This window comes from Pseudomonas sp. FSL R10-0056 (assembly GCF_009600105.1).
In the GTDB taxonomy this organism is placed as follows: Bacteria; Pseudomonadota; Gammaproteobacteria; order Pseudomonadales; family Pseudomonadaceae; genus Aquipseudomonas; species Aquipseudomonas bubulae.
In genome coordinates, this window is sequence record NZ_WIWL01000248.1 from 76,222 (window position 1) to 101,100 (window position 24,879).

Annotated in this window: 26 protein-coding genes, 1 tRNA gene and 2 pseudogenes; 23 read left to right on the forward strand and 6 right to left on the reverse strand. The window is 57.3% G+C overall.

Going from position 1 to position 24,879, the window contains the following annotated elements; genetic code table 11:
• The first annotated feature begins 2 nt into the window (after positions 1 to 2).
• The 7 genes from tmk to GHO42_RS25490 all read left to right on the forward strand — a co-directional run bounded on the left by tmk (position 3) and on the right by GHO42_RS25490 (position 5,970).
• Complete coding sequence (tmk, locus tag GHO42_RS25460) at positions 3 to 635, forward strand: dTMP kinase (protein WP_095003159.1); 633 nt, start codon at positions 3 to 5, stop codon at positions 633 to 635.
• Positions 628 to 1,614, forward strand: coding sequence for a DNA polymerase III subunit delta' (locus GHO42_RS25465; RefSeq protein ID WP_178126977.1), 987 nt, complete (start codon positions 628 to 630; stop codon positions 1,612 to 1,614). The genes tmk and GHO42_RS25465 overlap by 8 nt, the downstream gene beginning before the upstream one ends.
• A gap of 33 nt (positions 1,615 to 1,647) precedes the next feature.
• Positions 1,648 to 2,430, forward strand: a complete 783-nt coding sequence (locus GHO42_RS25470; RefSeq protein WP_153327756.1) for a TatD family hydrolase — start codon at positions 1,648 to 1,650, stop codon at positions 2,428 to 2,430.
• Between the two features lie 446 nt (positions 2,431 to 2,876).
• Positions 2,877 to 3,518 (forward strand): TetR/AcrR family transcriptional regulator, encoded by a 642-nt coding sequence (locus GHO42_RS25475; RefSeq protein ID WP_019827947.1) that lies wholly within the window; start codon positions 2,877 to 2,879, stop codon positions 3,516 to 3,518.
• Positions 3,519 to 3,643: 125 nt separating this feature from the next.
• Complete coding sequence (locus GHO42_RS25480) at positions 3,644 to 4,612, forward strand: GTP 3',8-cyclase MoaA (protein ID WP_095024459.1); 969 nt, start codon at positions 3,644 to 3,646, stop codon at positions 4,610 to 4,612.
• A gap of 173 nt (positions 4,613 to 4,785) precedes the next feature.
• The gene (locus GHO42_RS25485; RefSeq protein ID WP_095003163.1) at positions 4,786 to 5,391 is read left to right on the forward strand and encodes a DUF4823 domain-containing protein; all 606 of its coding nucleotides are present in this window, start codon (positions 4,786 to 4,788) and stop codon (positions 5,389 to 5,391) included.
• A gap of 15 nt (positions 5,392 to 5,406) precedes the next feature.
• The gene (locus GHO42_RS25490) at positions 5,407 to 5,970 is read left to right on the forward strand and encodes a DUF1285 domain-containing protein (RefSeq protein WP_095019648.1); all 564 of its coding nucleotides are present in this window, start codon (positions 5,407 to 5,409) and stop codon (positions 5,968 to 5,970) included.
• Between the two features lie 46 nt (positions 5,971 to 6,016).
• On the opposite strand, the gene GHO42_RS25495 is transcribed toward GHO42_RS25490, so the two are convergent.
• A complete protein-coding gene (locus GHO42_RS25495; RefSeq protein ID WP_133144881.1) occupies positions 6,017 to 7,081 on the reverse strand; it encodes an NAD(P)-dependent alcohol dehydrogenase in 1,065 nt (354 codons plus the stop codon).
• Positions 7,082 to 7,260: 179 nt separating this feature from the next.
• Here GHO42_RS25495 and GHO42_RS25500 point away from each other — a divergent pair, with 179 nt between their 5' ends.
• Complete coding sequence (locus tag GHO42_RS25500; protein ID WP_095003166.1) at positions 7,261 to 8,154, forward strand: AraC family transcriptional regulator; 894 nt, start codon at positions 7,261 to 7,263, stop codon at positions 8,152 to 8,154.
• Positions 8,155 to 8,309: 155 nt separating this feature from the next.
• Here the strand turns inward: GHO42_RS25500 and GHO42_RS25505 are convergent, their stop codons facing one another.
• Complete coding sequence (locus GHO42_RS25505; protein WP_178126978.1) at positions 8,310 to 9,974, reverse strand: electron transfer flavoprotein-ubiquinone oxidoreductase; 1,665 nt, start codon at positions 9,972 to 9,974, stop codon at positions 8,310 to 8,312.
• Between the two features lie 546 nt (positions 9,975 to 10,520).
• Between GHO42_RS25505 and GHO42_RS25510 the strand changes: the two genes are divergently transcribed.
• The 11 genes from GHO42_RS25510 (at position 10,521) to GHO42_RS25560 (ending at position 19,605) form a co-directional block, all read left to right on the forward strand.
• The gene (locus tag GHO42_RS25510; RefSeq protein ID WP_153327758.1) at positions 10,521 to 11,270 is read left to right on the forward strand and encodes an electron transfer flavoprotein subunit beta/FixA family protein; all 750 of its coding nucleotides are present in this window, start codon (positions 10,521 to 10,523) and stop codon (positions 11,268 to 11,270) included.
• A gap of 2 nt (positions 11,271 to 11,272) precedes the next feature.
• A complete protein-coding gene (locus tag GHO42_RS25515) occupies positions 11,273 to 12,202 on the forward strand; it encodes an electron transfer flavoprotein subunit alpha/FixB family protein (protein ID WP_153327761.1) in 930 nt (309 codons plus the stop codon).
• A gap of 136 nt (positions 12,203 to 12,338) precedes the next feature.
• Positions 12,339 to 13,157: an ABC transporter substrate-binding protein gene (locus tag GHO42_RS25520; RefSeq protein WP_095002269.1), complete on the forward strand. Its 819-nt coding sequence runs from the start codon at positions 12,339 to 12,341 to the stop codon at positions 13,155 to 13,157.
• A 9-nt stretch (positions 13,158 to 13,166) separates the two neighbouring features.
• Positions 13,167 to 13,523: a DUF4398 domain-containing protein gene (locus GHO42_RS25525; protein WP_095002268.1), complete on the forward strand. Its 357-nt coding sequence runs from the start codon at positions 13,167 to 13,169 to the stop codon at positions 13,521 to 13,523.
• Positions 13,520 to 14,326, forward strand: coding sequence for an OmpA family protein (locus GHO42_RS25530; RefSeq protein WP_095002267.1), 807 nt, complete (start codon positions 13,520 to 13,522; stop codon positions 14,324 to 14,326). Before GHO42_RS25525 ends, GHO42_RS25530 begins: the two co-directional genes overlap by 4 nt.
• Positions 14,327 to 14,573: 247 nt before the next feature.
• On the forward strand, positions 14,574 to 16,043 hold the full coding sequence (locus GHO42_RS25535) for a PLP-dependent aminotransferase family protein (RefSeq protein WP_153327763.1): 1,470 nt from the start codon (positions 14,574 to 14,576) through the stop codon (positions 16,041 to 16,043).
• A 71-nt stretch (positions 16,044 to 16,114) separates the two neighbouring features.
• Entirely contained in the window at positions 16,115 to 16,588 is a 474-nt protein-coding gene (locus GHO42_RS25540; RefSeq protein WP_169916725.1) for a translation initiation factor 2, read from the forward strand.
• A 153-nt stretch (positions 16,589 to 16,741) separates the two neighbouring features.
• Positions 16,742 to 16,996 (forward strand): YkgJ family cysteine cluster protein, encoded by a 255-nt coding sequence (locus tag GHO42_RS25545; protein WP_016779971.1) that lies wholly within the window; start codon positions 16,742 to 16,744, stop codon positions 16,994 to 16,996.
• Positions 16,997 to 17,043: 47 nt separating this feature from the next.
• Positions 17,044 to 17,652 carry an START domain-containing protein gene (locus GHO42_RS25550; protein WP_095020313.1) on the forward strand — a complete coding sequence of 203 codons (609 nt, stop codon included), beginning with the start codon at positions 17,044 to 17,046 and terminating at the stop codon, positions 17,650 to 17,652.
• A 265-nt stretch (positions 17,653 to 17,917) separates the two neighbouring features.
• Positions 17,918 to 18,259 (forward strand): ribonuclease E inhibitor RraB, encoded by a 342-nt coding sequence (locus GHO42_RS25555; RefSeq protein ID WP_016779973.1) that lies wholly within the window; start codon positions 17,918 to 17,920, stop codon positions 18,257 to 18,259.
• 623 nt (positions 18,260 to 18,882) lie between these two features.
• Positions 18,883 to 19,605: an amidotransferase gene (locus GHO42_RS25560; protein WP_095002263.1), complete on the forward strand. Its 723-nt coding sequence runs from the start codon at positions 18,883 to 18,885 to the stop codon at positions 19,603 to 19,605.
• A gap of 114 nt (positions 19,606 to 19,719) precedes the next feature.
• On the opposite strand, the gene GHO42_RS25565 is transcribed toward GHO42_RS25560, so the two are convergent.
• The 3 genes from GHO42_RS25565 to GHO42_RS25575 all read right to left on the reverse strand — a co-directional run bounded on the left by GHO42_RS25565 (position 19,720) and on the right by GHO42_RS25575 (position 22,469).
• Positions 19,720 to 20,691, reverse strand: coding sequence for a magnesium and cobalt transport protein CorA (locus GHO42_RS25565; protein WP_095002262.1), 972 nt, complete (start codon positions 20,689 to 20,691; stop codon positions 19,720 to 19,722).
• Between the two features lie 83 nt (positions 20,692 to 20,774).
• A complete protein-coding gene (locus GHO42_RS25570) occupies positions 20,775 to 21,557 on the reverse strand; it encodes a 1-acyl-sn-glycerol-3-phosphate acyltransferase (RefSeq protein ID WP_095002261.1) in 783 nt (260 codons plus the stop codon).
• Between the two features lie 222 nt (positions 21,558 to 21,779).
• Positions 21,780 to 22,469: a crotonase/enoyl-CoA hydratase family protein gene (locus GHO42_RS25575; RefSeq protein WP_095019389.1), complete on the reverse strand. Its 690-nt coding sequence runs from the start codon at positions 22,467 to 22,469 to the stop codon at positions 21,780 to 21,782.
• 307 nt (positions 22,470 to 22,776) lie between these two features.
• Here GHO42_RS25575 and GHO42_RS25580 point away from each other — a divergent pair.
• From GHO42_RS25580 to GHO42_RS25595, 4 genes and pseudogenes are all read left to right on the forward strand, one after another.
• A tRNA-Ser gene (locus GHO42_RS25580) sits at positions 22,777 to 22,866 on the forward strand.
• Between the two features lie 240 nt (positions 22,867 to 23,106).
• Positions 23,107 to 23,358, forward strand: a pseudogene (locus tag GHO42_RS25585) (helix-turn-helix domain-containing protein); the annotation flags it as partial.
• A gap of 79 nt (positions 23,359 to 23,437) precedes the next feature.
• Positions 23,438 to 23,665, forward strand: coding sequence for a type II toxin-antitoxin system Phd/YefM family antitoxin (locus tag GHO42_RS25590; protein ID WP_095002259.1), 228 nt, complete (start codon positions 23,438 to 23,440; stop codon positions 23,663 to 23,665).
• Positions 23,662 to 24,036 (forward strand): type II toxin-antitoxin system VapC family toxin, encoded by a 375-nt coding sequence (locus GHO42_RS25595; protein WP_095025160.1) that lies wholly within the window; start codon positions 23,662 to 23,664, stop codon positions 24,034 to 24,036. Before GHO42_RS25590 ends, GHO42_RS25595 begins: the two co-directional genes overlap by 4 nt.
• A 428-nt stretch (positions 24,037 to 24,464) precedes the next feature.
• On the opposite strand, the pseudogene GHO42_RS25600 reads toward GHO42_RS25595, so the two are convergent.
• Positions 24,465 to 24,779, reverse strand: a pseudogene (locus GHO42_RS25600) (HD domain-containing protein); the annotation flags it as partial.
• Positions 24,780 to 24,879: the final 100 nt, after the last annotated feature.

A 24,879-nucleotide genomic window follows, 5' to 3' on the forward strand; every position in this document is an offset into this window, starting at 1 on the left:
TTGTGACTGGCTTGTTTATTACCTTGGAAGGCCCCGAAGGCGCGGGCAAAAGTACCAATCGCGAGTACCTGGCAGAGCGTTTGCGCGCCGCAGGCATCGACGTGGTGCTGACCCGCGAACCTGGCGGCACGCCGCTGGCCGAGCGCATCCGCGAGCTGCTGCTCACGCCCAGCGACGACGCTATGTGTGCCGATACCGAGCTGTTACTGGTGTTCGCTGCCCGCGCCCAGCATCTGGCCGAAGTCATTCGCCCGGCGCTGGCCCGTGGTGCAGTAGTGCTGTGTGATCGCTTTACCGACGCCACCTATGCCTATCAGGGCGGTGGCCGGGGCTTGCCCCGTGAGCGCATCGCAACCCTGGAGACCTTTGTTCAGGGGGCTCTGCGCCCGGATCTGACCCTGGTGTTCGATCTGCCCATCGAAGTCGGCATGGCCCGTGCCAGTGCCCGCGGTCGCCTCGACCGCTTTGAGCAGGAAGGCCGCACCTTCTTTGACGCCGTGCGCAGTACCTACCTTGAACGTGCCAGGCTTGAGCCCGGGCGCTACCGCCTGATCGATGCCGCACAAACCCTGGAGCAGGTGCAGGGCCAGCTCGACGCCCTGTTGCCGCAATTGCTGGGCATGCACCGTGGCTGAGGCTTATCCGTGGCAAGACGGCCTGTGGCAGCAGATGGCCGGGCGCGCGCAGCACGCTCATGCCTACCTGCTGCACGGCCCGGCGGGCATCGGTAAGCGGGCGCTGGCCGAGCGGCTGATGGCCAGCCTGCTGTGCAAACAGCCGGTCGGGCTTGAGGCTTGCGGTACGTGCAAGTCCTGTTCGTTGCTGGCGGCGGGCAGTCACCCCGACAACTACATTCTTGAACCTGAAGAGGCTGACAAGGCGATCAAGGTAGACCAGGTGCGTGATCTGGTCAGTTTTGTGGTGCAGACCGCCCAGTTGGGCGGGCGCAAGGTGGTGCTGGTCGAGCCGGTGGAGGCGATGAACATCAACGCCGCCAACGCCTTGCTCAAAAGCCTTGAAGAACCCTCGGGCAACACTGTCTTGCTGTTGGTCAGTCATCAGTCCAGCCGGTTGCTGCCAACCATTCGCAGCCGCTGTGTGCAGCAGGCCTGCCCGTTGCCAAGTGAAGCGCTGAGCCTTGAATGGCTGGCCCATGCGCTGCCCGATATCCCTGAGGCCGAGCGGGTCGAATTACTGACTCTGGCAGCCGGTTCCCCCCTGGTGGCCGTCAAGCTGCAGGCCCAGGGTGCGCGCGAGCAGCGTGCGGCGGTGGTTGAGGGGGTTAAAAAACTGCTCAAGCGCGAGTTGTCGGCCAGTCAGTTGGCTGAAAGCTGGAAAGCCATCCCGCTGCTGTTGCTCTTTGACTGGTTTTGCGACTGGTCGAACCTGATCCTGCGCTATCAACTGACTCAGGACGAGGACGGTCTCGGGCTGGAGGACATGCGCAAAGTGCTGCAGTACCTGGCGCAGAAGACTGCGCAGGACAAAGTCCTGACTATTCAGGACTGGATTCTTGCCCAGCGCCAGAAGGTCTTGAGCAAGGCCAACCTCAACCGTGATCTGTTGCTTGAAGCGTTGCTGGTGCAGTGGGCAGGCCTGCCCGGCCAGCGCTGATCTGACTGAATTGATAAACAGGTAATTTTTTGTATGCTGGTTGACTCCCATTGCCATCTCGATCGTCTTGATCTGAGCGCCCATGACGGCTCGCTGGATGCCGCCCTTGAGGCTGCGCGCCAACGTGGTGTCGGGCATTTTCTATGCATTGGCGTAAGCGCCGACAACGCGGCCGATGTCAAAGCCCTGACTGAGCGCTATGCCGATGTGGACTGCTCGGTGGGCGTCCATCCGCTGGACGTACAACCCGGTGCCGCACCGGCTCTGGACTGGCTGTTGGACGAATTGAATCACCCAGGGGTGGTGGCCATTGGTGAAACTGGCCTGGACTACCACTACGAGCCTGAAGCAGCCGATTTGCAGCAACTGTCGTTCAGGGTTCACCTGGAGGCGGCACAACAGACCGGCAAGCCGGTGGTGATCCACACCCGCGGTGCCCGCGCCGATACCCTGGACATGTTGCGTGAGGCAGCGTTGCCGCAGGCCGGTGTGCTGCATTGCTTTACCGAAGACTGGGACATGGCCAGGGCGGCGCTGGACATGGGTTACTACATCTCGCTGTCGGGGATTGTGACTTTTCGCAATGCTGATGCCCTGCGCGATGTGGCCCGTCAGGTGCCTGCCGACCGGCTGCTGGTGGAGACCGACTCGCCTTACCTCGCCCCGATCCCCCATCGTGGCAAGCCAAACCTGCCGCAATACGTGCGTGAAGTGGCTGAGTTTTTGGCGATGTTGCGCGGTGAGTCCTACGAACGCTTTGCAGAGCAAACCACCGAAAACTTCAAGCGCCTGTTCCCGCTGGCACGGGTCAGATGATTGCGTGGATTTGAGGGGGCGGGCTTGCTCGCGATGGGATCGCTGCGGTGTGTCTGCTAAACCGAGTTGCCTGTGTCGCGAGCAAGCCCGTTCCTACAGGTTTGGCGTTTAACTGAACAGCAGGCAAAAAAAACCCGGGCTCTGGGGAATCCGGGTTAAGACCATTAGGAGTAAAACAAAGGCACACATTCCATTGCGGCCAATATCGGCGCAGCACTTTGGGGGGGATGTCACGCCGACATGATAAGTATTGGTCAGCTTTGTCGAACGTCCAGCCGTAGCTGATCGTTTTTTAAACAGATTTGGAATACCCCAGCTTCGCTTGAGTGCTCATCTAATCGTGGGTAAATCGTTTGAACCCATCGATATGCAGGATGATCCGTGCAATTTAGCGTGACTAATGCATAATACTCCGCTTCGATTTTGACCCGAACAGACCTTTTCTTATGCACAAAGAACCCCGTAAGGTCCGTGAGTTTCGTCGCCGTGAGCAAGAAATTCTCGATACCGCGCTCAAGCTGTTCCTCGACCTGGGTGAAGACAGTGTCACCGTCGAGATGATCGCTGATGCCGTGGGTATCGGCAAAGGCACGATCTACAAGCACTTCAAGTCCAAGGCCGAAATCTACCTGCGCCTGATGCTCGATTACGAGCGCGATTTGAACGAGCTGCTGCATTCCGCCGATGTGGATAAAGACAAGGAGGCGCTGTCCCGTGCCTACTTTGAGTTCCGCATGCGCGACCCGCAGCGCTACCGATTGTTTGATCGCCTTGAAGAGAAGGTGGTCAAGGGCAATCAGGTGCCTGAACTGGTCGAAGAGCTGCACAAGATCCGCGCTTCCAACTTTGAGCGCCTGACCCTGCTGATCAAGGGCCGCATCAGCGAAGGCAAGCTCGAAGACGTGCCGCCTTACTTCCATTATTGCGCGGCCTGGGCCCTGGTGCATGGTGCGGTGGCGCTGTATCACTCGCCGTTCTGGAGCAATGTGCTGGAAGATCAGGAGGGCTTTTTCCAGTTCCTGATGGACATCGGCGTGCGCATGGGCAACAAGCGCAAGCGTGACACCGACACCCCGGCAGTCGAGTAACCACAGCCTGTATTTGCCTTCATGGCTTATGGCCTTGAGGCTTATACTCAGGCTTGGGTCTTGCCAAAACCTGATTTATGAGTCAGGTTTTGCAGCGACCCATTTCCCCCGCGCCGGAGTCATTCATGATCGTTGATCGCCAAGGCAGACGTTTTCGCAATTTGCGGATCAGCCTGACTTCAGCCTGCAACTATGCCTGCACTTACTGTGTGCCCAACGGTAAACGGCTGGTGGCGGCACAGGATGAGCTGTCGGCCGAAGCCATGGTGCGCGGCGTGGCCTATCTGATCGAAGCTGCAGGCATCGAGCGCTTGCGCATCACCGGCGGTGAGCCGCTGATCAGCCCCAAGCTCGATACCTTTATGCGTGAAGTCGGCCGGCTCGGCCTGGGTGATATCAGCCTGACTACAAATGGCCAATTGCTTGCGCGCAAACTGCCGTTGCTGCTGGACGCGGGCATCGCTCGCATCAACGTCTCCCTCGATACCCTTGACCCAGAAGCATTCCGCCGCATTGCCCGGGGCGGAGACCTGGCAACGGTGCTCGATGGCATGCAACAGGCGCGTGAGGCCGGGATCAAAATCAAGGTCAATATGGTGCCGCTGCGCGGGCAGAACCTGGATCAGGTCATGCCGCTGCTGGAGTACTGCCTTGAGCGTGGTTACGAGCTGCGTTTTATCGAGCTTATGCGCATGGGGCACCTGGCCAGTGATGGCAATGCTTTCCTGCAGCAGTTCGTCAGCTTGCAGCAGTTGTTGGCGCTGATTGGCGAGCATCATGAATACCTGCAGGCTGATGCGCCCATCGACGCCACGGCGGTGCGTTACCAGATTCCCGGGCACGGGTATTTCGGCGTGATTGCCAACGAAAGCGTGCCGTTTTGCCGGACCTGCTCGCGGTTGCGGTTGTCGTCCACGGGGTGGCTGCATGGTTGCCTGTCATCGAGCAATCGCCACTATGTGGGTGATCTGCTGAACAAGCCGCGCCACGAGGCATTGCCAGCGCTGCAAGGTTTATTGATGAAAGCCCTGGGCGACAAACAGGACGTGGCTTTCTCGGGCGGCGCTACGGTGATGAAAATCATCGGCGGCTAACAATCTGAGTGGGAGCGGGCTTGCCTGCGATGCTGGCAACCCGGTCTTGCTGATACACCGAGTTGATGCCATCGCGGGCAAGCCCGCTCCCACAGGGGAGGAGGGTGTTGGCGCGTAATCTGCATCTCGGGGCTATTCGCCGGTTTTTTGTCATCGGCTTTCGGGAGAGCGGGATGCGTGGTCTGATTGTGTTGCTGGCTTTTTTGGCGCTGGGCGGCTGCATGAGCGTCAGTGATCTGGGCGAGGGCGCGCGCTATCAAATGAGCGACGCCGGTTTGCTCGATCACAGCAATACACGTCGCAGCAATTCGCTGCGCATTCAGCCTGATTCCTTTATTTATATCGCCCAGGGGCCTTTTGCACCGATCGGCGATCCGTATGTGCGGCCCAATATCGTTGCCGAAGAAGCTTTCAACGGTTTTGTCGAATACTTCCCCATGGTGCGCCGGGCCAAGGAGCCGGTGGGGCTCGATCAGGCCATGACCGAAGCGCGTAATTTTGGCGCCCACTACCTGTTGTACACCCGCTTTGCCCGGGCCGATGACCGCATCGGCAACAGCGACGAATGGCTCGATCAGGAAGAAATCAGCCGCCTGGGCATCGACAGTGGGGTGATCCAGCTGATGTTGATCGAAACCAGCACTCAGTACCTGATCGACACCGCCACCATTCGCAGCCGTGGCGGTTTGCTGACGTTCCATGACAACAAGCCCGCCGACCTGATTGGCCCGCCGCTCGCCAAGTACGCCCGCAGCTTGATAGGCTTGAGCGATCAATAAGTCGAGGAGAGCACCATGAGCGAGCCGGTAGACGTCAGCAATTTGCTGGCGCAAATCCCCAGGGCCGACAAGGGGCTGCCGCCCGTTCATTTGTGGGATACCGCCTTTTGCGGGGACATCGATATGCGTATCGCCCGTGATGGCACCTGGTATTACATGGGTACGCCGATCGGTCGCAAGCCAATGGTCAAATTGTTCTCGACCATCATTCGTCGCGATGGTGATGAATATTTTCTGATCACACCGGTCGAAAAGGTCGGCATCAAAGTGGATGACGCGCCTTTTGTAGCGGTCGCTCTGGACGTGGAAGGGGTGGGGGAGCAGCAAGTGCTGCGCTTTACCACCAATGTCGATGAGTCGGTCAGCGCTGGCAGCGAGCACCCGCTGCGCTTCGTCATTAACCCCGAGACCCAGGAGCCTGCGCCTTACCTGCATGTACGGCGTAACCTTGAAGCGCTGATCCACCGCAATGTGTTCTATCAGTTGATAGAACTGGCGGTGGTTGCTGAAATCGATGGGCAAAACTGGCTGGGCGTGTGGAGCGCTGGCGAGTTTTTCCCGATAGGGCTTGAGCCCTAGGCCCAGTGATTGTGGGAGCGGGAAACCCGCTCCCACAAAGACGCATTTAGGCTTTCAGCGTTTTCATATCGATCACAAAGCGGTATTTCACATCGCCTTTCACCACGCGCTCAAAGGCTTCGTTGATGTTTTTGATGTCGAGCATTTCGATATCGCAGGTAATCCCGTGCTCGGCGCTGAAATCGAGCATTTCCTGGGTTTCGGCAATGCCGCCGATCAGCGAGCCGGCCAGTACGCGCCGCTTGAACACCAGGTTGAAGGCGTTCAGTGCCGGCTCAACCGGCTCGATCAGGCCCACCAGAATGTGTACGCCGTCAAAGGTCAGGGTTTCGAGGTACGGGTTCAGGTCGTGCGGCACCGGAATGGTGTCCAGCAGGAAGTCGAAGTGCCCGGCAGCGGCTTTCATCTGCTCGGCATCGGTGGACACGATCACATGGTCGGCGCCCTGGCGACGCGCTTCTTCAGCCTTGGCTTCGGAGCGGGTGAACAGGGTCACTTCAGCGCCCAGAGCCTTGGCGAACTTGATGCCCATGTGGCCCAGGCCGCCCATACCCAGAATACCGACCTTGTCGCCCGCTTCCACGCCGTAGTGAACCAGAGGCGAGTAGGTGGTGATGCCGGCGCACAGCAGGGGTGCGGCGCTGGCCGGGTCGAGATTTTTCGGAATGCTCAGTACGAAGTGTTCGCTGACAACCATCTTGTCCGAGTAACCGCCCATGGTCAGCGTGCCGTCGATGCGGTCCGGGCTGGCGTAGGTTTGGGTCATGCCTTCCAGGCAGTATTGCTCCAGGTCTTCCTTGCAGGCCGAGCAGGTGCGGCACGAATCAACCATGCAGCCCACGCCGACCAGATCGCCGACCTTGTGCTTGGTAACTTTGTCGCCAACGGCGGTGACCTTGCCGATGATTTCATGGCCCGGCATCAGCGGGTAAGTCGCGAAGCCCCAGTCATTGCGCGCCTGGTGGATGTCGGAGTGACAGACACCGCAATACAGCACTTCGATCGCGACGTCGTCCGGTCGCGGTGCGCGACGGTTGAACGGCATGGGCGCCAGTGGGGCCTTGGCATTCTGGGCGGCATAACCGATAGCGTTATAAGTAACAGTGGACATGAGAACCTCGCGAAACGTTGACTGTGAACAGGGCGCAATTTTGCGCTTACATGCCTTTCAGGACTATGACGATTCCTCCGCCTGTCATGCCTAATACTCCGGATTGACGGGGTGGCTGCCATTTTATTGACCAATTCTGCGAAGATGCGGCTGTCTATTCCTCCTGCGAACCTTTCTCCATGCTTTTGACCCGTCACCGTGACGAGAACGCCGCTCTGGTGTCTCTGATCGAACCGCTGGCGACACAAACCGGTTTTGTGTCGACCTTGTTGCCCGAAGTCCGGGTAGTTTCTGCCTGCCGGGTAGTAGCCCGAATGCCGCAGATTTATGAGCCTAGCCTAATGGTGATTGCTCAAGGCAGTAAGTTGGCCTATCTGGGCCAGCGCACCCTGGAATACGGTGCCGGACATTATCTGGTGCAGGCGCTGGCGGTGCCTTTTGAGTGTGAAACCTTCGCTTCGGAAGAAATGCCATTGCTGGGTGTTGCTATCAGCATCGACCGAGCGGTACTGGGCGAGTTGGTACTGGCCATGGGCCTGGCCCCTGACCGCAGTGCAGTTGCCCAAACTCCGGAGTCGATGACCTCGGCGGTGCTGGATGACGATATGCGCCAGGCGGTCGAGCGCCTGTTGCGTTGCCTGCACGACCCTCTGGAGTGCCGGATCATGGGGCAGGCGAGGTTGCGCGAGGTGCTGTTCGCGGCCTTGCGGGGGCCGCAGGCGGGTGTGTTGCGGGCTTTGGTTGAGCAGCAAGGGCAGTTTGCCCGGGTGGCGGCGTCATTGAGCTACTTGCATGAACACTTCGCGCAGCCGCTGAATGTCGAGACATTGGCCCGTTGCGCGAATATGAGCGCGTCGACCTTTCATGAGCATTTCAAGCGCAGCACCTTGTTGTCGCCGGTGCAGTATCTCAAGCGGTTGCGGCTGTTGCGGGCGCAGCAGTTGCTATTGAGTGAGGGGCTGGGGGTGGCGCAGGTGGCGGAGCGGGTGGGCTATCAGAGTACGTCGCAGTTCAGTCGCGAGTACAAGCGCTACTTCGAACGCAGCCCCGGTCATGAAGGGGTGGGGTGCTAGTCAGTCGGTGTGACGGGCGCGGTGTGAGAGCGGGTTTGCTCGCGATGCGCACAGCGCAGTCTGTCAGGCAAACCTGGGCGATCCCATCGCGAGCAAGCCCGCTCCCACAAATCCGGGGGCAATAAAAAAGGCCCCCGAAGGAGCCTTTTTTAGACTTACATGTTCGGGTAAGTCGGCCCGCCGCCACCTTCCGGGGTTACCCAGGTGATGTTCTGTGATGGGTCCTTGATGTCACAGGTTTTGCAGTGCACGCAGTTTTGCGAGTTGATCTGGAAGCGCTTCTCGCCGCTTTCCTGGGTGATCACTTCGTACACACCCGCCGGGCAATAACGCTGAGCAGGCTCGTCGTAGAGCGGCAGGTTGACGCTGATCGGGATGCTCGCGTCGCGCAGCTTGAGGTGGCAAGGCTGCTCTTCTTCATGGTTGGTGCCGGAGATGAATACCGAGCTGAGCTTGTCGAAGCTGAGTTTGCCGTCCGGTTTCGGGTAGTCGATCTTTTTGCAGTCCTTGGCCTGTTTGAGGCAGGCGTAGTCAGGCTTGGTGTCGTGCAGGGTGAACGGCAGTTTGCCGTCGAAGATGTTCTGATCAAGCCAGTTGAAACCACCGCCCACGATAGGGCCGAACTTGTGCAGTGCCGGACCGAAGTTGCGGCTGGCGAACAGTTCGTCGAACAGCCAGCTGGCCTTGAAGGCCTCAACGTAGGTGTTCAGTGCATCACCGCCTTCGGAGTCGGCGAGCAACGAGTCAGCCACGGCCTCAGCTGCGAGCATGCCGGACTTCATCGCGGTGTGGCTGCCTTTGATCTTGGAGAAGTTCAGGGTGCCCAGATCGCAACCGATCAATGCGCCGCCGTTGAAGATCATTTTCGGCAGCGAGTTCAGGCCGCCTTTGCAGATGGCGCGAGCGCCATAGCTGATACGTTTGCCGCCTTCCAGGTACTGCTTGAGCACCGGGTGATGCTTGAGGCGCTGGAATTCGTCGAATGGCGACAGGAAGGTGTTGCTGTAGGATAGATCAACGATCAGGCCAACTACTACCTGGTTGTTTTCCAGGTGATACAGGAAAGAACCGCCGGTGTTTTCGCTGCTGATAATGTCCAGCGGCCAGCCTGCAGTGTGCACCACCAGGCCTGGCTGGTGTTTGGCCGGGTCGATTTCCCAGATTTCTTTCAGGCCGATACCGTAGTGTTGGGCATCTGCGTCGCTGTCGAGCTTGAAGCGCTCGATCAGTTGCTTGCCCAGGTGACCGCGGCAGCCTTCGGCGAACAGGGTGTACTTGCCACGCAGTTCCATGCCCGGGGTGTACAGGCCTTCCTTGGGGTTGCCTTCGCGGTCAACGCCCAGGTCGCCGGTGATGATCCCGCGAACCACATTGTTTTCGTCGAATAGCACTTCTTGAGCAGCGAAGCCCGGGTAGATTTCTACACCCAGGTTTTCGGCCTGCTGTGCCAGCCAGCGGCACAGGTTGCCCAGGGAGATGATGTAGTTGCCTTCGTTGTGCATGGTTTTCGGCACAAACAGGTCTGGCACCTTGGTCGCGGTGCTGTCGCTGCGCAGTACATAAATATCGTCGCGGGTAACGGGAGTGTTGAGCGGAGCGCCGAGCTCTTTCCAGTCCGGGAACAACTCGTTCAGGGCGCGAGGTTCAAAGACCGCACCGGACAGGATATGAGCACCGACTTCGGAGCCTTTTTCAACCACGCAGACGCTGATTTCTTTACCGGCTTCGGCGGCCTTCTGCTTCAGGCGGCAGGCGGCGGACAAACCGGCAGGGCCGGCGCCGACGATGACCACGTCGAATTCCATGTATTCGCGTTCCACAGGTTCTCTCCTACTCAAGGCTCAACGGTATTTTTCTAATTGGAGGTTTGGCGTTTCATCCATTATTCCCTCGACGCAGGCCAAGGACGCAATGGATGAGGCGCCGCTCTCTCTATGAGGTCGGGCATTATATCTACACCACTGGCAGGGTCCAATACAAACGTTTGTTTGAATTCACTGCAACCCAGACAAATCAAAGACGCGCGGCTTAAAACTGGCCCATTTGCTGTATTGACCGCAAATGGTGTTCCGGTCAAGATACGGTCGGTTTTGCGCTCGCCGTAGGCTGATTGTCGGTTTCAAGAGCACCTCTAAAGACAGGGCACAGGCATGAGCCAGTGGGAGCCTGCCATTTTTGCAGCGGAGTTTACACGTCCTTTTGGTGGATGACTTGTTAGTCACATCGGACAGACGGTCGCAGGGGCAGTCGCTGGTACCCGTCTATTAATAAGGCAACGATCTTTGGAGGTGCCCTTGTGCTGACGAGCATCAACCGCCAGGTTCGCCTAGGCGACTTTCTTTTCACCGGAGAGTAACGAGGAATCCATGAAGGTTCTTGTAGCTGTCAAACGAGTGGTCGATTACAACGTTAAAGTGCGCGTCAAAGCGGACAACTCGGGCGTTGACCTCGCCAACGTCAAGATGTCGATGAACCCCTTCTGCGAAATCGCCGTGGAAGAAGCCGTACGCCTGAAAGAGAAAGGCGTTGCGACTGAAATCGTCGTCGTCTCCATCGGCCCGACCACCGCTCAGGAACAGCTGCGTACCGCGCTGGCGCTGGGTGCTGATCGCGCCATTCTGGTTGAGTCCGCCGAAGACCTGACCTCGCTGGCCGTGGCCAAGCTGCTCAAGGCCGTTGTCGACAAGGAACAGCCACAGCTGGTGATCCTGGGTAAACAAGCCATCGACAGCGACAACAACCAGACTGGCCAGATGCTGGCTGCGTTGACCGGTTTCGGTCAGGGCACGTTCGCGTCCAAGGTTGAAGTGGCAGGTGACAAGGTTGCCGTGACCCGTGAAGTAGACGGCGGCGCGCAAACTGTTTCGCTGAAATTGCCGGCGATCATCACCACCGACCTGCGTTTGAACGAGCCGCGTTATGCGTCCCTGCCAAACATCATGAAAGCCAAGAAAAAGCCGCTTGAAGTACTGACGCCAGACGCGTTGGGTGTTTCGACTGCTTCGACCAACAAGACCCTGAAAGTGGAAGCCCCGGCTGCACGCAGCGCGGGTATCAAGGTCAAGTCGGTGGCTGAACTGGTCGAGAAACTGAAAAACGAAGCGAAGGTAATCTAATCATGACTATCTTGGTAATCGCAGAACACGACGGCAAGGCACTGGCTCCGGCCACGCTGAACACCGTTGCCGCTGCCGCCAAAATCGGTGGCGACATCCACGTTCTGGTTGCAGGCCAGGGCATTGGCGCTGTAGCCGAAGCAACTGCGCAGATCGCTGGTGTGGCCAAAGTTCTGGTTGCTGATAACGCGGCCTACGCCCATCAGTTGCCTGAAAACGTTGCGCCATTGGTTGCAGAGCTGGGCGCTGGCTACAGCCATATCCTGGCTGCAGCTACTTCCAACGGCAAAAACATCCTGCCGCGCGTTGCTGCGCAACTGGACGTTGATCAGATCTCCGAGATCATTTCGGTGGTTAGCGCCGACACCTTCACTCGTCCGATTTACGCCGGTAACGCCATTGCCACCGTACAGTCCACTGCGCCGGTCAAAGTGATCACCGTACGCGCCACCGGTTTCGACCCGGTTGCTGCGCAAGGTGGTTCGGCAGCGGTTGAAGCGGTTGCAGCGGTTCACGATGCAGGCACTTCGTCGTTTGTTGGCGAAGAGCTGGCCAAGTCGGACCGTCCTGAGCTGACCGCAGCCAAGGTTGTGGTTTCTGGCGGCCGTGGCATGCAGAACGGTGACAACTTCAAGCTGCTGTACACCCTGGCTGACAAGTTGGGCGCTGCTGTTGGCGCATCCCGCGCCGCTGTGGACGCAGGCTTCGTACCCAACGACATGCAGGTTGGCCAGACCGGTAAAATCGTTGCGCCACAGCTGTACATTGCGGTCGGTATTTCCGGCGCGATCCAGCATCTGGCCGGGATGAAAGATTCCAAGGTGATCGTTGCGATCAACAAGGACGAAGAAGCACCGATCTTCCAGGTGGCCGATTACGGCCTGGTAGCGGACTTGTTCGAAGCTGTGCCTGAGCTGGAGAAGCTGGTTTAATCCAGTTGCTTCACTTATAAAGGGCCCGGTTACCGGGGCGTGGGGAAGGGTAGGGCACTCAGTGTCCTGCCTGTTTTCACAGCCCGGGTAACCGGGCTTTTTAATGCCTGTCAATTGTGTGGAGGGAGTGTAGGGTATGGATATGCGTCAGATCAGCAGGCTGCTGGCAGGGTTGGTGTTTTTGCCATTGCTGTCCGAGGCGGCGGGCAAATGCGAACGCCTGATCGTCACCGGCAGCCCCGATGCCCCGCCTTACCTGTGGCGTGATCCGGCCGACCCTGCCCATTTGATCGGCGCCAGTGCCGACCTGATCCAGCAGGCTGGCCACGAGCTGGGGATCAAGGTTGAAGTGCTCTATGGCGGCAAGCGTGCCCAGGCCCATGACGAGGTTCGTACCGGACGCATGGACTTGCTGCTCGATGCTCCGCTGACCGTGGCCGGGCTTTCTTCCTTCGATTACATCCACCCGCCGCTGGTGCGCAACGATTATCTGGTGTGGACGCGCAAAGATTCTCCCCTGATCTACGAAACGCCCGCAGACTTGCATGGGCACAAGGGCGCGGTCTCGGAAAAGGCCCGTTTAAGCGAAACCTTCAATGAGTTTGCCCGTCATCAACTGACCCTGGAGCCCCAGCCCGGGTTGACCCAGGCTTTTCAGAAGCTGCTGCTGGGGCAGGCCGAGTATGTACTGGCCGGTCGTTATGCCGGTATGGTCACTGCGCAAACCCTGGGCATCGCCGATGATTTGCTGGCACATCCGCAACCTGTCGATCAGCCAGGGCTGTTTTTGGCTGTTTCCCATGACTCAGCCTGTAATGAGCCGTGGTTGCGCGGACAGCTCGCCAAAAAGATGACAGAATTGCCCGCCTCCGGCCTGACCGAGGCGGTAGTGCAACGCAATCTGGAGCGGTGGAAAACCCAGCTGCAACAACCGCTCAGCGCCCCAAAACAGTAGGAATCCCTAGTGACAATTCGACCTCTTTTCGCTGCCCTGGCCGTTGTGGCTCTGGCGGGGTGTGCAGCCGATCCTGCGCCGAATGAACAATTGCGTTTGACCGAGCAGGCCCTGGAGCAAGCCAAGGCGGTGGGTGCAAAAGCCGATGACCTGGCCGAGCTTAAACAAGCCGAAGACAAGTTGGCCCAAGCGCTGGCCGATATGGCAGATGAATCTTACAAGGACGCGCGCATGCAGGCCGAACAGGCGGAGCTTGACGCCCGCTTGGCTGAAGCTCGTGTGCTGACGCAAAAAAGCCAGGAACAATTGAACGTGCTCAATACCCGTATCGCGCGCTTGCGCAAACAACTGGCGGAGGCGCAATGAGCCTCAAGTCCGCAGCTTACATGGGGGCGCTGGCTATCGGCCTGAGCGGTTGCACCGGCCATCACAACAGCCAGCAGGCCTTGCAGCAGGCCGGTACGGACTTCCAGGCCGTCAAGGAAGATACCAATGTATTGCGCATCGCTCCCAAGGACGTGATCCGCTCCGGTGAGTCCCTGGCGCGTGCTGACCGGTTGTCCAGCTATTGGGGCAGCGGTGATGACGTTGCGCATTACGCCTACTTGAGCCAGCGTTACAGCGAAATCGCCCGTGAGCACACCCAGCAGGTGCTGAATGAAGAGCGCGCGGCCAAGCTCGAGCTGGAGCGTCAGCGACTGCAACTGGCCTTGCGGGAGGCCAAGCTGTTAAGCGTTCAGCAGCAGGGCCAATGGCTGGAAGAGCAAATCGTCAGCCTGGCCACGACCCAGACCGATCGTGGCCTGGTCATGACCCTGGGTGACGTGTTGTTTGATACAGGCGAAGCCGATTTGAAAAATTCGGCCAACCGCACGGTTCTCAAACTGGTGCAGTTTCTGCAACTCAACCCCAAGCGCATTGTGCGGATTGAGGGTTACACCGACAGCACGGGCGGCACGGAGGATAACCTCAAGCTGTCCATGGCCCGTGCCCAGGCAGTGGCGGATGTGCTGATCGACCTGGGTATCGACGAGAAACGTATCCAGGTGGAAGGTTATGGCGACCAGTACCCGGTGGATGTGAACGCCAGTGAGCGCGGCCGGGCCCAGAACCGTCGTGTTGAAATCGTCTTCTCGGACGAAAAAGGCCAGTTGGGCGCCGCTCGCTAAAACCGGGATTTGCCTGGACTGTGGGAGCGGGCTTGCTCGCGATTGGAGCGGCTCGGTGTGCCAGGCGTACCGCGGTGCTGCCATCGCGGGCAAATCTCGCTCCCACAGCTGCATTGTCCGCACCCATACAGTTACCCCCGCACTCGCGCTGTACGGCTTAGATAAGTGACAACTGTGCCCGTACACTTCTAAACTGTTCCGGTATTGTTCCCCATAAAAACAAAGCCTGAACATCGAGTGCAGCGCCATGACCAACCTTTTGCTTTACCAACGTATCGCTCAGCAGCTGGCTGAAGATATCCGGCGTGGCGTTTATCAGCCGGGCGAGCGTGTGCCTTCGGTGCGCAAGATGAGCTCGCAGCTCAACGTCAGTCATGCCACGGTGTTGCAGGCCTACGCCAATCTTGAAGACCAGGGGTTGATCCGGGCACGGCCGCAGTCCGGATATTATGTGCACCAGACCCCGGCACTTACCGCACCCACTCCGGACATCGCCCGTGTCGAGCGTCCGGGGCTGGTCACCCGCAGCAGCATTATCCAGCAAGTCCTGGTCGAGTCCCGCCGCGAAGGTGTGTTCCCGCTGGGAGCGGCGGTGCCCAGTGTCGATTACCTGCCTGTACGCGCTTTGCACCAGCAACTGGCCAAGGTCACCCGCTTTCACAGCCCGCGGGCGTTCAGCTATATGTTCAGCCCCGGCTTCGAACCCCTGCGCCGCCAGGTGGCAATACGCATGCGCGATGCTGGCGTGGTGGTCGATCCGTCTGAAGTGATCATCACCCACGGCTGTGTCGATGCCCTGCAAATGTCATTACGGGTGCTGACCCGCCCCGGAGACCTGATCGCGGCGGAGTCGCCAACGTACTACGGCTTGTTGCAACTGGCTGACCTGCTGGATTTGAAAGTCATTGAAATCCCCAGTGATCCGGCCACCGGCATGAGCCTTGAAGCCCTGCAACTGGCCGCCAACCAATGGTCGATCAAGGCATTGGTGCTGACCACGCGCCTGAGCAACCCCCTGGGTGGGACTATGCCTGAAGAGCGGCAAAAGCAGCTGCTACGCCTGGCCTCGGACTTTGATATCCAGATTGTGGAAGATGATATCTATGGCGAACTTATGTTCGAGGTCGGGCGCACCAAGGCCTTGAAGGCCTTTGATCGCCTGGATCGGGTGATCTACTGTTCGAGCTTTTCCAAAACCCTGTCACCCGGTGTGCGAATCGGCTGGATGATTGCGGGCAAGTTTCAGCAGGAAATCCAGCGCCTGCAAACCTTTACCACCCATTCGGCCTGCAGCGTGACCCAAATGGGGGTGGCGGCTTACCTTGAAAATGGCGGTTACGACCGCCATTTACGCTATATCCGCCAGGAATACAGAAAAAACCTCAGTGCTTTTCAGCTGGCAGTGCAACAGCATTTCCCGGAAGGGACGCAGATGTCCCGCCCCAGCGGTGGTTTTATCCTGTGGGTCAGTTTGCCGGGCCGGGTCAATACCCAGGAGCTGCATGTGCGGGCGCTGCAACAAGGCATCAGTATTGCGCCGGGGCTGATTTTCAGTAACACCGAGCAGTTCAATCATTGCATCCGGTTAAACTGCGGCACGCCCTGGAATCGGGAAGCCGAGCGGGCCCTGATGACGCTTGGCATGCTTGCCAACCAGCTCTGCCAGGAAACTGCAGGTCTATATGGTGGCTCGGCAATAGCCGGTATGGCATTTTGACTATAATTACCTTGTTCCCCTGTGCGTAAAGCGCGAGCATACGCACCTGAACCGTTAAAGCTGTGGGAGTTATGAAAGCGACATATTGTGCGAGTCTTGTGTTGATGGGTGTTTTGAGTGCGCTCAATGCAGTCGTTGCAACAGCAGATCCGGTGCTCCCCGCATCCACTTCTGCGCAGACGCAATCTGTCCATTCATCGGCAAAACCTGCCGCCAGCGAGAAAAAAGCGCCGGTCAAAAAGCGTAAGCCAATCGCCACAAAATCCCGGTCGGCCCATGAAATCGCCAAAAAGCCCTTGCCTGCTGCCAAGCTCGACCTGCGCCTGCCGCCCGAGATGGTCAAGCAACTGCGGCCCTTGGGCACGGTAGCCATGCCTGCGCACAAACCGTTACTGCCCAACATGTTTGGCGAAAAGTCTGTCGAAGAAAGCCCTTTTCAGCTCAATGGGCGTTTGCTCAGTAATGAAATGGACCTGCAATTGCGCAATGAATATCGACACAATGAAATCGAAGGTGCGGCACTGGATTTCGAGTTCAAACAATAAGTGTCGAGCGCTGTAAAACAGCCTTCTAAACTGACTGATCAGTCACCGTCATTTATCGGCACATTCTGCTGAACGGTCAATTTCAAACACCTGTTCCAGCGAGTACTATCCCTTGTCATCAACACACTTTGCCCCGAACGAGGAGCTGACGTCATGAATTGCCGTGAAGGCTGTGGCGCATGCTGCATAGCCCCTTCCATCAGTACACCGCTGCCCGGTATGCCCAATGGCAAGCCTGCCGGGGAACGCTGCCTGCATCTTTCTGTCGACTACTTGTGCGGTTTATTCGGCCAGCCGCAACGCCCTGCGGTGTGTGGTGATTTCAAGGCAGATATCGAGGTGTGCGGCAGCAATCGGGAAGAAGCCATCAACCTGATTGGCTGGTGGGAGCAGGTGACCGCTGCATAGTGTGTTCGTGTCCAGTGAACAAACCTTCAACAATAAGGAACAAGACAATGGGTTCGTTGCATAAAGTGGCATTGATCTGTGGCCTGAGCGCTCTGCTGGCGGGTGTGGCTCAGGCTGAAGACTGGAAGGTTGCCAAGGATCAGGACGGCATCAAGGTGTCGCTGAGTGAGGTGGCCGGCTCCCAGTACAAGGCGTACCAGGGCGTGACGACCATCAAGGCGCCACTGGCCAAAATCAGCAAGTTGCAGGAAGACGTGGCCAGCGCTTGCGCCTGGATCCATGAGTGCCAGTCGCAAAAGCTGCTCAAGCATGAGGGCGACCAGAGCTGGACTTACACCCAGTTCAAAACACCGTGGCCGGTTACCCCGAGAGATTCGGTGCTGCTGGTAACGTCTACCCAAGGCGCAGATGGCAGCCTGACCCGCACGCTCAAAGGCCTGCCGACCTATATCCCGGAAGAAAAGGGCTTTGTACGGGTTGCCCAGGTCAACGGCTTCTGGAAGCTGGTGCCCAAAGGTGACAACCTGACCGAAGTGACCTATCAGGTACACACCGAGCCGGGCGGCAGCGTGCCTTCCTGGTTGGCCAACAAGTTTGTGGTCGATGCGCCTTTCAATACCCTCAAAGGGCTGAAAGAGCGCGCTGAAAAGCCGTAACTCACAGCAGCGCAAGCCGGGTCCTGGACAGCGCATCTGTCCGGGTACCGGGCGCGGTTTTTTCCGACAAACGAAAAAACCTGTTGAAATTCATGGCTTGCCCCCTTGGCAGATCCCGCACCCTGGAGCTACTCTGCAACCAGACCAGCGAAGTAATCGACTGGCTCTGATCTTGTTTGCTACATGCTTATTTCTTCCCTTGTCACGGCCCGACTGTTGCCGAAGGGGAGCGCTGAATGTCTATCCATTGCGAGGAGGACGTTTCATGAGCACAGCCCATCAAGAAGACCTCAGCAGCTATGTGCTGCGCCGCATGAAAGAAGGCGGTTTTGATTTTTCACGTATCCATCCCATCGAGTTTTACGCGATCTTCCCGGACGAGGAGCGGGCGCGCAGAGCTGCACAAAAATTTTGTGGTGAGTCCCTGAATGCGCAGATCAATGTGCGAGATGACGGTGCATGGCATCTGGAGTTGAGTAAGGTGATGTATGCCACCTATGGGGGCATCGGCGATTTCGAGCAGGACTTTGAAGCAGTAGTCGTGCCGCTGGGAGGAATTATCGAAGGTTGGGGCGTGAAGCAGGAGGTGCGTGGCCTGCTCAATTGAAAGGTGTTTGATCGTTTCTCGGCTGGCCTCAGGGCCGGCCGTTCTGTTTTATAGCCAGCAACTTTAGCCCGCGAAGACGCGCAGGGACGCACGTCTTCGGCATATTGGCATGTCTAACCGATAACCTTTGTCAGGTTCGGCAAGATCAGCAGCAAGGTGGTAGCAAAGAGGATAAGACCGGCTTGACGTACTTTCGTATGTTTGAACATGGCTATCTGCCTTTTTTTGTTTTTCCTGAACGACAATGCCTGCGCCAAGAGATTAATGCCTCGAAAAGAAAGCGGCCCTGGCAACAGGGTTAACCTTAGAGCCCCCATAAGACATGGCTTAGAACCCTTTAACATCATCCAAGTGCAGTAAGTTTCTAAAACGCTATTAAGTCTTTTACCCCTGACCTGCCGACCCGTATCTAGACGCAACGGGCCCGTATGGTGTGCATATTCTTAGCCCCCTACCGTTCGTCAGGGAGTGCATTGCAGCCCTGTTTTGTCCTACAAAAGGCCCCCGTTTTCAGGGGTTGCAGGGCGATTACTACGTTCAGTACTTGCCATCAAATACCCTTTCAGGGCAGGCTCGGATCTGTTGTCATCATTACTTTCGCCTTTATCGTGCCAGGTACTTTTATGTCGCTACGCATCTGCATTCTGGAAACCGACATTCTGCGTCCAGAGTTTGTTGACCAATATCAGGGCTACGGGCAAATGTTTGTGCGCCTGTTCTCCACGCAGCCAATCGCGGCACAGTTCACTGTTTTCAATGTCATGCATGGCGAATATCCGTCTGATGACCAGACGTTCGATGCTTACCTGGTTACCGGCAGCAAGGCGGACTCATTTGGCACCGATCCGTGGATTCAAACCCTCAAAACCTACTTGTTGACCCGCTACGAGCGCGGTGACAAGTTGCTGGGCGTTTGCTTTGGTCATCAATTGCTGGCGCTGCTGCTGGGTGGCAAGAGCGAGCGCGCCACTCAAGGCTGGGGCGTGGGCACCCATCAGTACAAACTGGCTGCCAAGGCACCGTGGATGAACCCGGTGGTCGAGGACTTGACGCTGTTGATCAGCCATCAAGACCAGGTTACGGCCTTGCCGGAGAACGCCACGGTCATTGCTTCCAGCGATTTCTGCCCGTTTGCCGCCTACCACATCAATGATCAGGTGCTGTGCTTCCAGGGCCACCCCGAGTTTATCCACGACTATTCGCGGGCCTTGCTTGACCTGCGCCAGGAACATCTGGGCGAGCAGGTCTACAGCAGCGGTATCGCCAGCCTGGGCCAGGATCATCATGGCCGCACCGTTGCCGAGTGGATGATGCGTTTTGTGTCGCACAAGCCGCAGATCGCCTGATATCCGGCTCGATATAGGTGGGAGCGGGCTTGCTCGCGATTGGAACGATGCGGTTTGGCTGAACAATCGCGCTGTCTGAATCGCGAGCAAGCCCGCTCCCACAGGGTGAGAGGGTTAGAGCCAGCCAGACCGTTTGAAGCTGGTCCACAGGCCGGTGACGCCCACCGCAATAAACCCCAGCACACCGAAATAGCCGTAGTGCCAGGTCAATTCCGGCATGTTCTGGAAGTTCATCCCGTAAATCCCTGCCACGGCAGTGGGGAACGCCAGGATGGCCGCCCAGGCGGCGAACTTGCGCTGTACATTGCTCTGGCGTGAAGACTCCAGTAGCACAACGATCTCAATGGTCTGGGTAGCGGCATCGCGCAGGTTGGTGAGGTCTTCCATCTGCCGCGTGACGTGAATCTGCACATCACGAAAATACGGACGCATGTTCTTGTCGATAAAGGGGAAGGTCAGGCGCTGCAGTTCTTCGCTGATCTCCACCATGGGCGCCACATAGCGGCGCAGACGCAGTACATCGCGGCGCAGGCCATGCAGGTGGACGATGTCCGCCTCATTCAGGGCATTGCCCATGATGCTTTGTTCGAGCTGCTCGATTTCGGCATGGATGGCTTCGCTGACAGGCTGATAACTCTCGGTAACGAAGTCGAGCAGGGCATACAGCACAAAGTCTTCACCATGCTCCAGCAGCAGCGGCCGTGCTTCGCAACGCTGGCGTACGGATTTGTAAGAGGCTGAATGGCCATTGCGGCTGGTGATGATATAGCCGTTGCCGGCAAAGATATGGGTTTCGACAAACTCCAGTTTGCCTTCATGGCGAACCGGAGAATAGATCACGATAAACAGCGCATCGCCAAAGGTCTCGAGCTTGGGACGGCTGTGTTGCTCAAGGGCGTCTTCGATGGCCAGTTCATGCAGGTTGAACTGGCGTTGCAAGTTGGCCAGCTCTTGCGCGTCGGGTTGCTCAAGACCAATCCAGACGAAGTGACCAGGCTTTTTCGCCCACTCAATGCCTTCGTCCAGCGTGATATTGGTGACTTTCTTGCCTGCGTTATAAACCGCAGCAGCAACAACTCTCCCCATAGTTCTAATCGCTTCTTCTTCAAAGGGTTATGGCACGAAGATGCAGCTTAGCGTGCTATTGGCCACTTTGAGACGACAAAGGTTCAGTGGTTCGGGTTGGATACTGTCGAGTTGCCCTTGGACAGGGGTGGCAAGTGAATGTTTTTCTGGCTCAGCAGTTCCCGGTCCATGGCTTCAATGCATTCACGCATCTGCTCGTGGCACTGTTCCATCAACTGCGGGATGTCATTCAGGGTCAGGCCGGCTGTCGGGATGGCAGGCAGTGAACGGATCTGGATATCGGCACTGTGCCAGCGGTTGAGCTGCAGGTGCTGGCTATAAGTGCTAACGCACACCGGTACGATCGGCACCCCGGCAGTGATTGCCATCTGGAATGCGCCCTTCTTGAAAGGCAGCAGGGTTTTGCCGAAATTGCGCGTGCCTTCCGGGAATACCCAGATGGACGTGTCTTTCTCTTGCAGGGTGCGGGTAGTCGTCAGCATCGATTTGCGGGCTTTCTGGGCATTGCCCCGATCGATCAGCACGTTGCCCGCCAACCAGAACAGCTGGCCGAACAGAGGCACCCACTTAAGGCTTTTTTTGCCGATGCACACAGTGCGGCGCGGTACCACGTTGCCGAATATAAACAGGTCGTAGTTGGACTGATGATTGGCAATCACCACACAGCTTTGCGGCTTGTCCATCAGCGGTCCGACCTCGGCCTTGAGTCTGTAGCCCAGGATCCAGCGGGACGGCCAGGCATACAGGCGCGCGCACAGGCGGCTGTTGTCCGGATTGAAGGGACGGCACATGCCCAGTATTACACCCAGTACGCCTGCAAGCATAAAATGCAGACACATCAACAACATACGCATCGAAAGTAGCATTTACAGGCTCGCCAAAACAAAAGTCGGCGCAGTGTACGGATGTGCACTGTCTTCAGCAATTACCCCGATACAAGTAGGAGATAGCTGAAGTTTTAGCATTTGTTTCAACGAGCTTTGTAAGAGGCGGGCCAGAGCAGTTTGAGAATGATTGCAGGGGGACGTCAGGCAGGCACAATCCCGACCGCAGGTTGCGGTTGGGACCGGTTTTTCAGGGGGGGAGGGTCAGAGCGGGTGGTGCTGGTCTTCTTCAATTGCCTTGTCCAGCGTTTCCAGCAGCTCCTTGCGCACCTTGAGCTTGGTGTTCCTGTGGGCCCTCATATTGATCTTCTTCAACTGGCGGGCGGCTTCCAGGGCTGCGGCTTGCAGCTCATCAGGCTTGACCACCTTGTCGAGGAAGCCTGCGTCAACTGCGGTGAGCGGGGTGAACATCTCACCGTTGATAACCGAGCGGTGGAATGCCGATTTGCGCAGCCGGTCGCGGGCCAGCTCAATACCGGCATGGTGCATGGTCATGCCTATCTGCACTTCGTTCAGGCCGATGCTGAACGGGCCTTCCACGCCGATACGGTAATCCACCGACAACAGCAGAAATGCGCCCTTGGCCACCGCGTGGCCGGAACAGGCAATCACCACCGGGAACGGATGCGCCAACAGGCGACGAGCGAGGGTCGAGCCCTGCCTGACCAGCTCAATGGCTTGCTCGGGGCTGGCGGTCATCACCTTCAAGTCATAGCCGCCAGAGAGAATGCCTGGTTGCCCGGTAATGATGACTACAGCGCGATCCTGCTCGGCCTGGTCCAGGGCGGCATTAAACGCAGTGATCACATCCGGGGAGATGGCATTGACCTTGCCATTGCTCAAGGTCAGCGTGGCGATACCGTCTTCCAGGTGATAGGCAATCAAGTCACTCATGGCGCAAATCCTTGTTATGAAGTGGGGCAGACGTTACCCAGCCCCGTGGCCCAGGTAAAGGGCCATGACTGACCGGTGAGTCATGCAATTGGCCTGCACCTTCTATATAGAGGGCAGCGGAGCAGGGTTTTTGCCTGAACGGGCAAAGCTGCGGTGCCGGAATTTGGCAGAAACGCCCCCCCGTGGCATACCGCCAAAAGGACTATTTTCGTAAGCACATGAAAATTCTGAAAAAAACATTTGTCATATCGAAAGCTTTCGACTACATTAGCGCGCCTCGACAGACAGAACTTGTTTGAAGAGATACGGTGAAGTGTCCGAGTGGCTTAAGGAGCACGCCTGGAAAGTGTGTATACAAGAAATTGTATCGAGAGTTCGAATCTCTCCTTCACCGCCACATTAAGTAAACACAAACCCCTGATTTTCCTAGAGAAAGTCGGGGGTTTGTGGTTTCTGGCGTCTGGAAAATGGTGGTATTGGAATAATATGAGAATACGTAGGGCTTTTTCTGGCTGGGCCCCCCGTCCTTTGGGGTAGGTCCCTTCATCCCCGTGTGTACGGACCGGACATAAGGTTGACGGGTGTGCGGGGACATGGTGGACACTTTTCGGGGAGCCAACTTCGCCGGAAAACCATCATGCCCTGGGACACGAGAGATGCAATGAGCCTGAAAGAAGAGTTCGTTGCCTTAGCACGGCAACCCGGTAGCAATAAACGAGAACTGTGTCGACGGTTTGGCATCAGCCCGCAAACGGCCTACAAGTGGCTTAACCGTTACGAGGCGCACGGTCAGTCGGGACTGCAAGAGAAGTCCCGCAAACCGGCTTCCAGCCCCAAGTTGACCTCTGCTGTTTTGGAGGCGCAAGTCTTAGCCCTCAGGTGTAAACACGGTAGCATTCAGCATACTTTACTTAGTCCATTGGCTGGACTAGGCTAACCTCATCAACCAACCCTTGGGAGGTAGCCATATGCAGATCCACAACATCCATGCAGCGAAAACACACTTCTCGCAGCTTGTTGATGCGGCAGCGGGCGGGGAGACCATCATCATCGCCAAGGCAGGCGTGCCAGTGGCCAAGCTGGTTCCTATTACACCCCCCAAGCGCCGCGGGATGCTCGCGGGTGTGACATTCAACGCCGATGCTTCGGACGCTCTGGATGCTGAAATAGCAGATCTGTTTGAGGGAAAGGCATGAGGTTATTGCTCGACACGCATATCCTGATCTGGGCAGCTATTGGCGATGACAAACTGCCCAAGGCTGCCGCCCAGCTTATCGACGATGAGGCCAACACCCTTTATTTCAGCGCAGCCAGCATCTGGGAGCTGACCATCAAAGGCGCCGAGCGCACCGGCGTTATTCCTGCTGTACTACGCAAAGTGCTGATAGATGCAGGCTACCTCGAATTGCCGATCACTTCTGATCACGGGCTGACTGTAGGCAATCTGCCGAACCATCACCGCGATCCATTTGACCGCATCATGGTTGCCCAAGCGCTTGCAGAAGGTATCAGCCTGGTGACTCACGATAGTGCCATGCACGGATACCCTCACACGATCATCGTTTGACCTGTGCGTTATCGTATGACCAAGCCGCCCATCGAGGCGGTTTTTTACGGCTCGTAACAAATAGAACTGTAAACACACCTTGTGAGGCTGCCAGTGAGAGCGCACAGCGCTTCTCGTCAAAGTGTTGATAGAAGGTGGTCAAGCTTTGGCGCCACTCATAAAGGCAACAGGGCTCTCAGGTGAAGGCCATCGGATAGCAATTTTGACGGGCAGGGTAGTGGCATGCTTCATACCCTGGCGCGCACTGTCGTCCCCCCACCTCGTCTGCGGGCTAAGCAGGTCTTTTTTTCCGCAGTTCTGCGCCTGGTTGACAGCGGACAGGGCCGCGGGCTGGGCGGAGAGTTTTGGAAGACGAGAGCCCTGCGGATTCCTGCAAAGGTAGGACTTTTTGATGCAAAGGAGTCAATTCACATCAACGTGGCACTTGTTCATTTCGGATTCAAAAGCATATTAGCTTTGGTTTCTTCGTCGATGATATTGCGAAGCGCCTCGAATAGAGGGGCGGCATCTGTGTATTTTTTGCCATAGGCAAGATTGAATTCGTAATCGAAGTCCGGTGGGTTCTTGCCCTGGTTGTGCTGAAGCATTGTTTCCAACTTATCTAGCGCCTTGACGGCTACCGCCTCTGGTGACAAAGCATTTTCGTAGTCGTCCCAAAGTGCCAATATCTCGGCTTTTAATGATTCATCCAGAGTATTGGTCAAGAGAATGAGGTCGCTCCTCTCTTGCTCGCTCTTGTTGGGAAACGAATCTTTGAATCGCCCCGGGTTTCCTAGACACTCTCCAGGCTCGCTGCGTAACGCTTTTCAAACTCTACCGGTGACAGCTGATTGTTGAAACTGT